Source organism: Streptomyces sp. NPDC058664 (assembly GCF_042716635.1).
Classification (GTDB): Bacteria; Actinomycetota; Actinomycetes; order Streptomycetales; family Streptomycetaceae; genus Streptomyces.
On record NZ_JBHXRW010000043.1, the window covers coordinates 16,878 to 29,167 of the forward strand.

Here is a 12,290-nt window from a genome sequence, read left to right on the forward strand (position 1 = left end):
GGCGCGCGATGGCGTCCCACCGAAAGCTCCGTGCCGCGTCCGTCGTCGCCGTCGTCGCCGTCGTCGCGGGCCCCGCGCCGGTGGCGGCCTGGGCGGCCCCGGACCTCCCGGCCGCCGCTCCCTCCCTGTCCGGCCCCTCCCTGTCCGCGGTGTCCGCACTGTCCGTCGCACCGTCCCCCGATCCGTTCGCCGACCTCACGGCCGAAGAGATCGCCGACAGGGCCGTCACCGCGACCCGGTCGGCCACCTCGCTCCGCATGGCCGGCCGGATCGTCACGGACGGGCAGCCGCTCGACATCGACCTCGCCCTCGACGACCGCGAGGAATGCACCGGCGTGATGAAGATCAAGGGCGGCACCGCCGAACTCCGCAAGGCCGACCGGATCACCTACCTCAAGGGCGACGAGACCTTCTGGCGTGTCTCCATGGCCTCCCAGGGGATGGCCGAGGCACAGATCGCCGCCACGATCGAGCTGGTCAAGGGCCGCTGGCTGAAGATCGCCCCGGGACAGCCCGGCAGCGGCGACCTCGGCAACGTCTGCGACCTGAAGGGCCTGCTCTCCGACCTCGACAAGAACAAGAACGACAAGGAGGAGGACAAGGGCGGCGCCCTGACCAGGGGACCCGACGCCGAGGTCGACGGCACCCCCGTCGCGACCCTGGTGAAGAAGAAGGCAGGCGGAGAGACCTCCACCGTGTCCGTCTCCCGGGAGGGCAAGCCGTACATCCTGAAGACGGTCAAGACCGGCGGCGCCGAACCCGGCTCGATCACGCTCTCCGACTACGACAAGCCCGTCGACGTGGTCGTCCCGCCCGCCGACGAGACGGTGGACCTCTCCAAACTGGTCCGGACCGGGCCGGCGTGAGACACGCCACCTGGGGGACCGGGCCGGCCGGCGGGATCGGGCCGGCCCCGCGTGAGACGAGCCACAGGCGGGAGGAGCCGTACCGGACCGCGCTGTCGGCGGTCGCCATTAGCCTCTTGAGGTGACCGCACGCATCACCGACCCGGAGCAGCTCAAGGAGCTCCTCGGCATCCCGTTCACCCCGGAGCAGACGGCCTGCATCACCGCGCCGCCCGCCCCGCAGGTCGTCGTGGCCGGAGCCGGCTCCGGCAAGACGACGGTGATGGCCGCCCGGGTGGTCTGGCTGGTCGGCACCGGCCAGGTGGCACCCGAGCAGGTCCTCGGTCTCACCTTCACCAACAAGGCCGCCGGGGAACTCGCCGAGCGCGTCCGCACCGCCCTCGTCCGCGCCGGAGTCACCGACCCCGACGTCATCGACCCGGACAACCCGCCGGGTGAGCCCCGCATCTCCACGTACCACGCCTTCGCCGGACAGCTCCTCACCGACCACGGCCTCCGCATCGGCCTCGAACCCACCTCCCGGCTCCTCGCCGACGCCACCCGCTACCAGCTCGCCGCGCGCGTCCTGCGCGAGGCCCCCGGCCCGTACCCGGCCCTCACCCGGTCCTTCCCGACCCTCATCACCGACCTGCTCGCCCTCGACGCCGAGCTCGCCGAACACCTCGTACGGCCCGAACAGCTCCAGGAGTACGACTCCGCGCTGCTCACCGCCCTCGCCGACGCCAAGCTCAGCAACGCCGAACTGCGCAAGATCCCCGAGGCCGCCGCCGCCCGCCGGGAACTCCTCGACCTCGTCGTCCGCTACCGCGCCGCGAAACGCTCCCGCGACCTGCTCGACTTCGGCGACCAGATCGCCCGCTCCGCCGAGCTGGCCACCACCCGGCCCGAGGTCGGCGAGATCCTCCGTGACGAGTTCCGCGTCGTCCTCCTCGACGAGTACCAGGACACGTCCGTCGCCCAACGGCTGCTGCTCTCCGGCCTCTTCGGCCAGGGCCCGACCGGCAGCGGCACCGGCCACGCCGTGACCGCCGTCGGCGACCCCTGCCAGGCCATCTACGGCTGGCGCGGCGCCTCCGTCGCCAACCTGGACGACTTCCCCGAGCACTTCCCGCACCGGGACGGCAGCCCCGCGACCCGCTACTCCCTCTCCGAGAACCGGCGCAGCGGCGGCCGGCTCCTCGATCTCGCCAACGGACTCGCCGCACCCCTGCGCGCCATGCACGCGGGCGTGGAGGCGCTGCGGCCCGCACCCGGCGCCGAGAACGACGGCAGCGTGCGCATCGCGCTCCTCCCCACCCACGCCGAGGAGATCGACTGGCTCGCCGACTCCCTCGCCCACCTCGTCCACACCGGCCGCGAACCCGGCGAGATCGCCGTCCTCTGCCGCACCGCCACCGACTTCCCCGCCATCCACGCCGCCCTCGTCGCCCGCGACGTGCCCGTCGAGGTCGTCGGCCTCTCCGGCCTCCTCCACCTGCCCGAGATCGCCGACCTGGTCGCCGTCTGCGAAGTCCTCCAGGACCCCGGGGCCAACGCCTCCCTCGTCCGGCTCCTCACCGGCCCGCGCTGGCGGATCGGCCCCCGCGACCTCGCCCTCCTCGGCCGCCGCGCCCGCCTCCTGGTCCACCGGGGCGGCGCGGAACCGGACCCCGAGCAGCGGCTCGCCGCCGCCGTCGAGGGCGTCGACCCGGCCGAGGTCGTCTCCCTCGCCGACGCCCTCGACACCTTCCTCGACTCCGGCGGCGCCGCCGACGACGGCCTGGCGTTCTCCGCCGAAGCCCGGGTCCGCTTCGCCCGCCTCGCCGCCGAACTGCGCGCCCTGCGCGGCTCGCTCGCCGACCCCCTCATGGACGTCCTGCACCGGGTGCTCACGGCGACCGGCCTCGAAGTCGAGCTGTCCGCCTCCCCGCACGCGCTCGCCGCCCGCCGCCGCGAGACCCTCGGCCACTTCCTCGACATCGCCGCCGGCTTCGCCTCCCTCGACGGCGAGGCGAGCCTGCTCGCGTTCCTCGGCTTCCTGCGGACGGCCGTCCAGTTCGAGAAGGGCCTCGACAGCGCGCTCCCGGGCGGTGAGAACACCGTCAAGGTCCTCACCGCCCACAAGTCCAAGGGCCTGGAGTGGGACGTCGTCGCCGTCCCCGGCCTCGTCACCGGCCAGTTCCCCAGCACGCGCGCGCGTGAGTCGTGGACCTCCCAGCCCCAGGTGCTCCCGCACGCCCTGCGCGGCGACGCGGCGACGCTGCCGGACATCGACACCTGGAACGCCAAGGCCCTCACGGCGTTCAAGAACGAGATGCGGGACCACCAGCACACCGAGGAGCTCCGCCTCGGCTACGTCACCTTCACCCGCCCCCGCTCCCTGCTGCTCGGCTCCGCCCACTGGTGGGGCCCGTCCCAGAAGAAGCCCCGGGGCCCCTCGGACTTCCTCCAGGCCCTGTACGACCACTGCGCGGCCGGCCACGGAGACATCGAGGTCTGGACGGAGGAACCGGAGAAGGACGCGGAGAACCCGTCCTTGACGGAGCGGGACGGCGACCAGGCCTGGCCCCTGCCACTGGACGAGGAGTCGTTCAAGCGCCGCAAGGAGGCGGCGGATCTCGTTCGTCACCGGTTGTGGGCAATCGTCCCGCAGGGCGGTGGGAGCACCCCCGGACGAAGTCTGGGGGAGGGTGGGCACAGCCCCCGCGGCACGGCGCCCGACCCCCAGGACCCGCACCCGGAGGACCCCTGGCCCGAAGAGGAGGAGCCCATCTGGGAAGAAGAGGCCCTCCCCGAGGACACCCACGCGGACGCGATCCCGGCCCCCCGCGACCCCGAGGACCCGCCCTCGGAGCCGTACCCCGATCTCACCCCCGAGGACGAGAGGACCCTCGCCTCCTGGGACCGCGACCTCACCGCCCTCACCGCCGAACTCCGCCGCGCCCGCGCGACCACCCGTGACGTGCTGCTCCCCGCGTACCTCTCCGCCTCCCAGGTGCTGCGCCTCGCCGCCGACCCCGACGGCTTCGCCCAGGAGCTGGCCCGGCCCATGCCCAAGGCGCCGCAACCGGCCGCCCGCCGGGGCACCCGGTTCCACGCGTGGGTGGAGTCCCGTTTCGAGGAGCTGCCGCTGCCGTTCCTCGGCCCGGAGGAGCTGCCGGGCGGCGAGGACTTCGCGGGCGAGCCCGAGATCCTCGACGAGCGGGACCTCGACGAGCTCAAGGAGGCCTTCGCCCGCACCCCGTACGCCCACCGCACCCCGTACCGCGTCGAGGTCCCCGTCCACCTCTCGCTCGCGGGCCGGGTCGTCCGTGGCCGGATCGACGCCGTCTACCGGGACCCGGACTCCGGCGCGTACGAGATCGTCGACTGGAAGACCAGCCGGGTGCGCACCGCCGACCCCCTCCAGCTCGCGATCTACCGGCTCGCCTGGGCCGAGCAGCACGGCCTCCCGCCCGAGGACGTCGCGGCCGCCTTCGTCTACGTCCGTACGGGTGAGGTCGCCCGTCCCGCCCGCCTGCCGGGCCGGGCCGAGCTGGAGGCCATCCTGCTTGGCGGAGCACCCACGGACGCCGGATAGGCTCGGGTACATGAGCGAGACCCCGGACAGCGCCGTCCACGCCGTACGCACGTACATCGAGCAGCACCGTGCCGCCTTCCTCGGCGACCTCACCGAGTGGCTGCGCATCCCTTCCGTGTCGGCGCAGCCGGACCGGGCGGGGGACGTACGGCGCAGTGCCGAGTGGCTCGCCGCCAAGCTCACCGAGACCGGGTTCACCACCGTCGAGGTGTGGGAGACCGACGGCGCCCCCGCCGTCTTCGCCGAGTGGCCCTCCGGAGACCCGGACGCCCCCACGGTCCTCGTCTACGGCCACCACGACGTGCAGCCCGCGGCCCGCGAGGACGGCTGGCACACGGACCCCTTCGAGCCGACCGTGATCGACGGCAGGATGTACGCGCGCGGGGCGGCCGACGACAAGGGCCAGGTGTTCTTCCACACCCTCGGCGTCCGCGCCCACCTCGCCGCCACCGGCCGCACGGCGCCCGCCGTCAACCTCAAGCTGATCGTCGAGGGCGAGGAGGAGTCCGGCTCCCCGCACTTCCGCGAGCTCGTCGAGACGCACGCCGGACGGCTCGCCGCCGACGCCGTGATCGTCTCCGACACCGGCATGTGGTCCGAGACCACCCCCACCGTCTGCACCGGCATGCGCGGGGTCGCCGACTGCGAGATCGAGCTGTACGGCCCCGACCAGGACATCCACTCCGGCTCCTTCGGCGGCGCCGTCCCGAACCCGGCCACCGTCGTCGGCCGGATCGTCGCCGCCCTCCACGACGAGCACGAGCGCGTCGCGATCCCCGGTTTCTACGACGGGGTGACGGAACTCACCGAGGCCGAGCGCGCCCTCGTCGCCGAGCTGCCCTTCGACGAGGCGGCCTGGCTGCGCACGGCGAAGTCGCACGGCACCCTCGGCGAGGCGGGCTTCTCCACCCTGGAGCGGGTCTGGGCCCGCCCCACCGCCGAGGTCAACGGCATCGGCGGCGGCTACCAGGGCCCCGGCGGCAAGACGATCGTCCCCGCCTCCGCCCGGCTGAAGCTGTCGTTCCGGCTCGTCGCGGGCCAGGACCCGGACAAGATCGAACTCGCGGTACGGGACTGGCTCGCCGGCCTCGTCCCCTCCGGCATCCGGTACGGGATCGTCTTCGGCGCCCCGACCCGTCCCTGCCTCACCCCCCTCGACCACCCCGCCCTCAAGGCGGTCGCCGGGGCCATGAGCAGGGCCTTCGACGGCGCCAAGGTCCGCTACACCCGCGAGGGCGGCTCGGGACCGGCCGCCGACCTCCAGGACGTCCTGGGGGCACCCGTCCTGTTCCTCGGCATCTCCGTCCCGTCCGACGGCTGGCACGCCCCCGACGAGAAGATCGAACTCGATCTCCTCATGAAGGGCGTCGAGACGACCGCTCATCTCTGGGGCGACCTGCCCGCCGCCCTCCACGCCGTCGAGCGCTGAACCCACACACCGATCCGGGGGAGTTGGAAGCACCTGTGAGCACCTTGAAGAACGCGCCGGTCCTGAAGAACGTGACGACCGGACCGGCGGACCGCCCGATCTCGCTCACCGCCCCGAGCGGCATCGACCGCGCCGCGCACCACCGCCTCGACGAGGCGTGGCTCGCGGCTGCCTGGAGCCACCCCACCACCCGGGTGTTCGTGGTCTCCGGGGGACAGGTGCTGATCGACGACCTGCCCGACGGCACCACCGCGCTCGTCATGACCCCGGCGTTCGAGGCCCCGGTCACCGAGACCCACCGCTACTTCCTGGGCACGGACGCCGAGGGCGTCTCGTACTTCGCGCTCCAGAAGGACTCCCTGCCGGGCCGCATGGACCAGTCCGCACGCCCGGCGGGCCTCCGCGAGGCCGGGCTGCTGCTCTCGGACCGGGACGCGGGCCTCATGGTGCACGCGGTCGCCCTGGAGAACTGGCAGCGCCTCCACCGCTTCTGCTCGCGCTGCGGCGAGCGCACGGTCATCGCGGCGGCCGGTCACATCCGCCGCTGCCAGGCCTGCGGCGCCGAGCACTACCCGCGCACCGACCCGGCCGTGATCATGGCCGTCACGGACGAGGAGGACCGCATCCTCCTCGGCCGCCAGGTCCACTGGCCGGAGGGCCGTTTCTCGACCCTCGCCGGCTTCGTCGAGCCCGGCGAGTCCATCGAGCAGTCCGTCGTCCGCGAGGTCTTCGAGGAGGCCGGCGTCACGGTCGGCGAGGTCGAGTACATCGCCAGCCAGCCCTGGCCGTTCCCGTCCAGCCTGATGCTCGGCTTCTTCGCCCGCGCGACCTCGTCGGAGATCACCGTGGACGGCGAGGAGATCCAGGAGGCCCGCTGGTTCTCCCGCGAGGACCTGGCCGCCGCCTTCGAGTCCGGCGAAGTCCTCCCGCCGTACGGCATCTCGATCGCCTCCCGTCTGATCGAGCGCTGGTACGGCAAGCCGCTCCCGAAGCCGGGCGACGTGGTCTGACCGGGCTCCCGCCCACCGACGAGAAGGTCCCCGCCCGGCAGCGCCGGACGGGGACCTCCTCGTATGCGCGGGGGATCAGGCGCGGGCGAGCTTGCGCTTGAGGTACCGGCTGAGCGGCTTCTCGATGATCCGGTGGACCAGGTACGACAGCACCAGCATCGCGGCGATCAGGACGCCGACCAGCGTCCACGGGTCGACGCGCTCACCGTAGTGGGCGATGAACTCGTAGCCGATGACCTGGTGCAGGAGGTACAGCGGGTAGGTCAGGGCGCCCGCGATCGGCAGCCACTTCCACCGGATGCCGGAGAGCTTGCCGGTGGCGATCAGCGCCATCAGGCCGAAGCAGACGGCGAGCAGCACGAGCACGGGCCAGACCGGTCGGTCACCGAGGAAGGTGAGCCGCTTGAACTGGCGGACGGTGGTGGCGAGCGAGGCGCAGTAACAGAAGGCGACGACCCCGACGAGCATCAGGTTCGGGCGGAACCGGTACATGAGGTAGAACGCCATGCCGGCGATGAAGAACCAGCTGTACTCGGGGATCAGGAGCAGCCGCAGCGGACCGGGCGGCTCGTTGAGGACCAGCATCGAGGCCGCGCCCCACACGCCGCAGAACACCAGCACCCTGCTGTACGTCAGCCCCCACCAGGCGAGCAGCGCGAACAGGAGGTAGAAGCGCAGTTCGATGAAGAGGGTCCAGTAGACCCCGTCGACGAGCTTCACCCCCAGCGGCTCCTGGATCATCGTCAAGTTGGTGAGGATGTCGTACCAGGGCAGGTGCGTACGCCCGCCGGGGATCACCGCGAGGGTGACGGAGGTGGCGATGACGGCGAACCAGTACGCGGGGTAGAGGCGCACCACGCGCGAGACGAAGAAGTCCCGCACCGGACGGTCCCAGGCGCTCATGCAGATGACGAAGCCACTGATGAGGAAGAAGAACTCCACGCCGAGGTAGCCGTAGGAGGCGACGCGGAAGGTCTCCGGGAAGATGTCGGCGACCGGCGTCGACCAGCCGGGCCCGCGGGCCGTGTAGTGGTACACGACCACCATGAGCGCGGCGACGAGGCGCAGACCGTCGAGTGCGTGGAGGCGCTTGGGCCTTCCGTCCGCGGCGCCGCCCTCCGGGCTCGGAGCGCCTATGGACTCGCGAGGTGCGCGGACGCCGCGAACTATCTGGTCGAGCATCGATTCCCCACCTGGATGTGCAGCCGTGAATCACCCGTCGAGAGGTGGGGCCGACGAGAGCGTAGGTATGGCTTCAAGAATCAATTCGTACAGCAGGTGAACATTCATCGGCCTGTGGCGCTCTTCATGGGACGCGCGGGGTGCGCGGGCGGTCCGGGGTCCACGCCCGAGCGGGCCGATCCGGACGAGCCCGCACAAAAGCCCCGCCGACCGGTTCTCACCGGTCGGCGGGGCCACTGTTCCGTCGCGCGGGTCAGGCGCCGAGCGCCTGCTTCACCTGGGCGAGGCTCGGGTTCGTCATGACGACCTCGGGGCCGTCGTTGTGGGGGAGCACGAGAACGGTCGGCACCGTCTGGTTGCCGCCGTTGGCCTTCTCGACGAACGCCGCCGATTCGGGGTCCTGCTCGATGTTGATCTCGGTGTACGCGATGCCCTCACGGTCCATCTGGCTCTTCAGCCGACGGCAGTAGCCGCACCACGTGGTGCTGTACATCGTCACAGTGCCCTGCATGGCGAGGCGCTCCTCTTGTTCGCTGACGGGTGCCGAGAAGGAGAACGTACGCCCCGGCCGCCCCATTCCCGGAGTTCGTATGACCGGCGGCACGTACCTGTGGACAAGCCTCGGCGCCGATCGCGCGCGACCTGGCAGCATTGGGGGGTGACAGCAGCAACGCACTCCACTCTCTTCCCGCAGGTCCCCGAGACGGCCGACGCGGTGCTCGACGGGCTCGACCCCGAGCAGCGCGAGGTCGCCCTGGCTCTGAACGGTCCGGTGTGCGTGCTGGCGGGAGCCGGCACGGGCAAGACGCGGGCCCTCACCCACCGGATCGCGTACGGGGTGCGGGCGGGCATACTCCAGCCGTCCAGTGTGCTGGCCGTCACGTTCACCAACCGTGCCGCGGGAGAGATGCGCGGCCGGCTCCGCCAGCTCGGCGCGGGCGGCGTCCAGGCCCGTACGTTCCACTCCGCGGCCCTCCGGCAGCTCCAGTTCTTCTGGCCGAAAGCCGTCGGTGGTGATCTGCCCCGGCTTCTGGAGCGGAAGGTCCAGCTGGTCGCCGAGGCCGCGGCCCGCTGCCGGGTCCGGCTCGACCGGAACGAGCTCAGGGACGTCACCGGCGAGATCGAATGGGCCAAGGTCACCCAGACCGTCCCCGCCGACTACCCGGCCGTCGTCGCCAAGTCCCTCAGGGACGCCCCCCGGGACCCGGCGGAAATCGGCCAGATCTACGCCATGTACGAGCAGCTGAAGCGCGACCGCTCGGTGATCGACTTCGAGGACGTGCTGCTGCTCACCGTCGGCATCCTCCAGGACCGGCACGACATCGCCGACCAGATCCGCCGCCAGTACCAGCACTTCGTGGTGGACGAGTACCAGGACGTCTCCCCGCTCCAGCAGCGGCTGCTCGACCTGTGGCTCGGCGACCGCGACAACCTGTGCGTCGTCGGGGACGCCAGCCAGACCATCTACTCCTTCACCGGCGCCACCCCCGACCACCTCCTGAACTTCCGCACCCGGCACCCGGACGCCACGGTCGTCAAGCTCGTCCGCGACTACCGCTCCACCCCGCAGGTCGTCCACCTCGCCAACGGGCTGCTCAGCCAGGCCCGCGGCCGGGCCGCCGAGCACCGCCTGGAGCTGATCTCCCAGCGCGACCCGGGCCCCGAGCCCGTCTACACGGAGTACGCCGACGAGCCGACCGAGGCCGAGGGCACCGCCCGCCGCATCCGCGACCTCGTCGCCGCCGGGGTCCCGGCCGGCGAGATCGCCGTCCTCTACCGGATCAACGCCCAGTCCGAGGTCTACGAGCAGGCCCTCGCCGACGCGGGAGTGCCGTACCAGCTCCGCGGCGCCGAGCGCTTCTTCGAGCGCCAGGAGGTACGGGAGGCCGGCATCGCGCTGCGGGGCGCGGCCCGCGCCGGGGGGAACGACTCCCTGCTCGACGACGTCGAGGACCTGCCCGCACAGGTCAGGGCCGTCCTCTCCACCAAGGGCTGGACCAGCACGGCGCCCGCGGGCTCCGGCGCCGTCCGTGACCGCTGGGAGTCCCTCGCCGCCCTCGTCCGGCTCGCCGAGGACTTCGCCCGCGCCAAGCCCGGAGCCACCCTCTCCGACCTGGTCGCCGAACTCGACGAGCGGGCCGCCGCCCAGCACGCCCCCACCGTCCAGGGCGTCACCCTCGCCTCGCTGCACGCCGCCAAGGGCCTCGAATGGGACGCCGTCTTCCTGGTCGGCCTCACCGAGGGCATGATGCCCATCACCTACGCCAAGACCGACGAGCAGGTCGAGGAGGAACGGCGCCTGCTGTACGTCGGTGTCACCCGCGCCCGGCTCCACCTCACGCTGTCCTGGGCGCTCTCCCGCTCCCCGGGCGGCCGCGCCTCCCGGCGCCCCAGCCGCTTCCTCACGGGGCTGCGGCCCGGCTCCGGCACCCTCGGCTCCACCGGCACCGGCGGTTCCGGCTCGATCGAGCGGGGCGCCGCCGCAGGCCGGCGCAAGTCGCGCGGCCCCGTCCGGTGCCGGGTCTGCGGAGCCACCCTCACCGAGGCGGGCGCGATGAAGCTCATGCGCTGCGAGGACTGCCCCTCCGACATGGACGAGGGGCTCTACGAGCGGCTCAGGGACTGGCGCGCCGAGCAGGCGAGGGAGCTCGGCCAGCCGGCGTATTGCGTGTTCACCGACAAGACGCTGATGGCCATCGCCGAGCGCGTCCCCGCCACCGGTGGTGAGCTCTCCTCGATCTCCGGCGTCGGAGCCCGCAAGCTGGGCCGCTTCGGGGACGATGTCCTGGCCATCTGCGCAGGTGGGGAGGGCGGGGCAGGAGACGGCGAGAGTTGATGAAAACTCGTCGGAAAAATAGTTTGCGCCTGCCCCGTCAAGCCCCATAGGTTCTTAACCACGGAAACAGCGGCTTCTTCGAAGCCCTGTCGCCGTGTTGTACTTGTCCAAGTAAACATGAGGGTCCGGCTCGCACCCGAGCCCTCCGAGACGCCGAGAGGAGGCGATTTCAGTGATCAGCAGCATCATTCAGGCCAGCAACGTCAGCACCGCCAGCTTCGTCAGCACCGCCAAAATGACCGATCCCTCGGTCGTCTCCGCCTGCACGCTCGGCCTCTCCGCCTCGGCGTTCGTCGGCACCGGTCTGCCTGTCGCCGGTCTGCCCTTTGCCGGCCTGCCCGTCACCGGTCTCTCCGGTCTCGGCAAGGCCGCCATCGAGCGGCGCGACGAGCGACCGACCAAGGCACTGGAAGCAGTAGCAGCAGGCGAGGCCACGGCCTATGGCCTTGCGGCGACCGGTGCCGGCAACCAGCAGCAGACGACGAAGCACCACCACATGATGTGGGCCTTCCGTGGGCTCGAACCCTGGAGTGATCCAGTCTGATCCATGATCAGACCGGCGCCTTCAGGGCCGCGGAACCCCACCCGGGATCCGCGGCCCTTCTGTTTGTCCCCGAACGGGGACGACGGCGTGAAGGCGCCTCGGGACAGACACACCCGGTACCAGCCGAAACTCCGGTCAACAGGCCGGAACGACCAGACGAGGAAAGACCACCGTGCAACTCGAAGCGCACGCCCCGTCCGTACCGCCTTCCGATTCGATCCCCCAGCCCGGCCTCACGGAGGACCCCGCTTTGACCCCCCTCACCACGCTCACCGCGCTCGACGACGCCATCGAGAACCTCGGCGTACCCGTTCCCTGTCGCGCCTACGACCCGGAGGTCTTCTTCGCGGAGTCCCCGGCCGACGTCGAGTACGCGAAGTCCCTCTGCCGGACGTGCCCGCTCGTGGCGGCCTGCCTGGCCGGTGCCAAGGAGCGCCGCGAGCCCTGGGGCGTCTGGGGCGGCGAGCTCTTCGTCCAGGGCGTGGTCGTAGCCCGGAAGCGGCCCCGCGGCCGCCCGCGCAAGAACCCGGTCGCGGCATGAGCGCCACCGGAACCATCGACCGCCCCCTCACGCACGATCCCCAGAAGCAGGCCCCGATGACCTCTTCCACCAGCGAGCCCGCCGGCTCCGCGACCCCAGTCTTCTCCCCCGCCGCCGCGCCCACCGCGCGTCAGAACAGGACCCGTGAAATGCAACTCATCCCAGAAGCCCTGGCCCGTGCTCATATGCACGAGCGCCGGCGTGAGGCCGACGCGGAACGCCAGGCCCTGCGCCTGGTCGCCGCCCGGCGCATGCAGCGCCACGCCGAGCGCGCCTCGCTGCGCGCCCGCCGCGCGCTGGCCATGGCCGTCATGCACTAGGTG

At 72.0% G+C, this 12,290-nt stretch carries 10 protein-coding genes; 8 read left to right on the forward strand and 2 right to left on the reverse strand.

Features of this window, described 5'->3' with window-relative positions:
* The first annotated feature begins 8 nt into the window (after positions 1-8).
* The 4 genes from ACFWUY_RS29045 to nudC all read left to right on the forward strand — a co-directional run bounded on the left by ACFWUY_RS29045 (position 9) and on the right by nudC (position 6,864).
* Positions 9-866 carry a hypothetical protein gene (locus ACFWUY_RS29045; protein ID WP_384115971.1) on the forward strand — a complete coding sequence of 286 codons (858 nt, stop codon included), beginning with the start codon at positions 9-11 and terminating at the stop codon, positions 864-866.
* Positions 867-987: 121 nt separating this feature from the next.
* Positions 988-4,425 carry an ATP-dependent helicase gene (locus ACFWUY_RS29050; protein WP_384115975.1) on the forward strand — a complete coding sequence of 1,146 codons (3,438 nt, stop codon included), beginning with the start codon at positions 988-990 and terminating at the stop codon, positions 4,423-4,425.
* A gap of 10 nt (positions 4,426-4,435) precedes the next feature.
* Entirely contained in the window at positions 4,436-5,854 is a 1,419-nt protein-coding gene (locus ACFWUY_RS29055) for a dipeptidase (RefSeq protein ID WP_384115978.1), read from the forward strand.
* Between the two features lie 35 nt (positions 5,855-5,889).
* Entirely contained in the window at positions 5,890-6,864 is a 975-nt protein-coding gene (gene nudC / locus ACFWUY_RS29060) for an NAD(+) diphosphatase (protein ID WP_384115981.1), read from the forward strand.
* Between the two features lie 75 nt (positions 6,865-6,939).
* Here the strand turns inward: nudC and ACFWUY_RS29065 are convergent, their stop codons facing one another.
* Together ACFWUY_RS29065 and ACFWUY_RS29070 are read right to left on the reverse strand one after the other, a co-directional pair.
* Positions 6,940-8,046 (reverse strand): acyltransferase family protein, encoded by a 1,107-nt coding sequence (locus tag ACFWUY_RS29065; RefSeq protein ID WP_384115985.1) that lies wholly within the window; start codon positions 8,044-8,046, stop codon positions 6,940-6,942.
* Between the two features lie 253 nt (positions 8,047-8,299).
* Positions 8,300-8,557 (reverse strand): mycoredoxin, encoded by a 258-nt coding sequence (locus tag ACFWUY_RS29070; protein ID WP_384115988.1) that lies wholly within the window; start codon positions 8,555-8,557, stop codon positions 8,300-8,302.
* Positions 8,558-8,704: 147 nt separating this feature from the next.
* Here ACFWUY_RS29070 and ACFWUY_RS29075 point away from each other — a divergent pair, with 147 nt between their 5' ends.
* From ACFWUY_RS29075 to ACFWUY_RS29090, 4 genes are all read left to right on the forward strand, one after another.
* A complete protein-coding gene (locus tag ACFWUY_RS29075; protein WP_384115991.1) occupies positions 8,705-10,882 on the forward strand; it encodes an ATP-dependent DNA helicase UvrD2 in 2,178 nt (725 codons plus the stop codon).
* A gap of 172 nt (positions 10,883-11,054) precedes the next feature.
* Positions 11,055-11,426 carry a hypothetical protein gene (locus ACFWUY_RS29080; RefSeq protein ID WP_384115994.1) on the forward strand — a complete coding sequence of 124 codons (372 nt, stop codon included), beginning with the start codon at positions 11,055-11,057 and terminating at the stop codon, positions 11,424-11,426.
* Positions 11,427-11,598: 172 nt separating this feature from the next.
* Positions 11,599-11,967: a WhiB family transcriptional regulator gene (locus ACFWUY_RS29085; RefSeq protein WP_384115997.1), complete on the forward strand. Its 369-nt coding sequence runs from the start codon at positions 11,599-11,601 to the stop codon at positions 11,965-11,967.
* Positions 11,964-12,287, forward strand: coding sequence for a hypothetical protein (locus ACFWUY_RS29090; RefSeq protein WP_384116000.1), 324 nt, complete (start codon positions 11,964-11,966; stop codon positions 12,285-12,287). The genes ACFWUY_RS29085 and ACFWUY_RS29090 overlap by 4 nt, the downstream gene beginning before the upstream one ends.
* Positions 12,288-12,290: the final 3 nt, after the last annotated feature.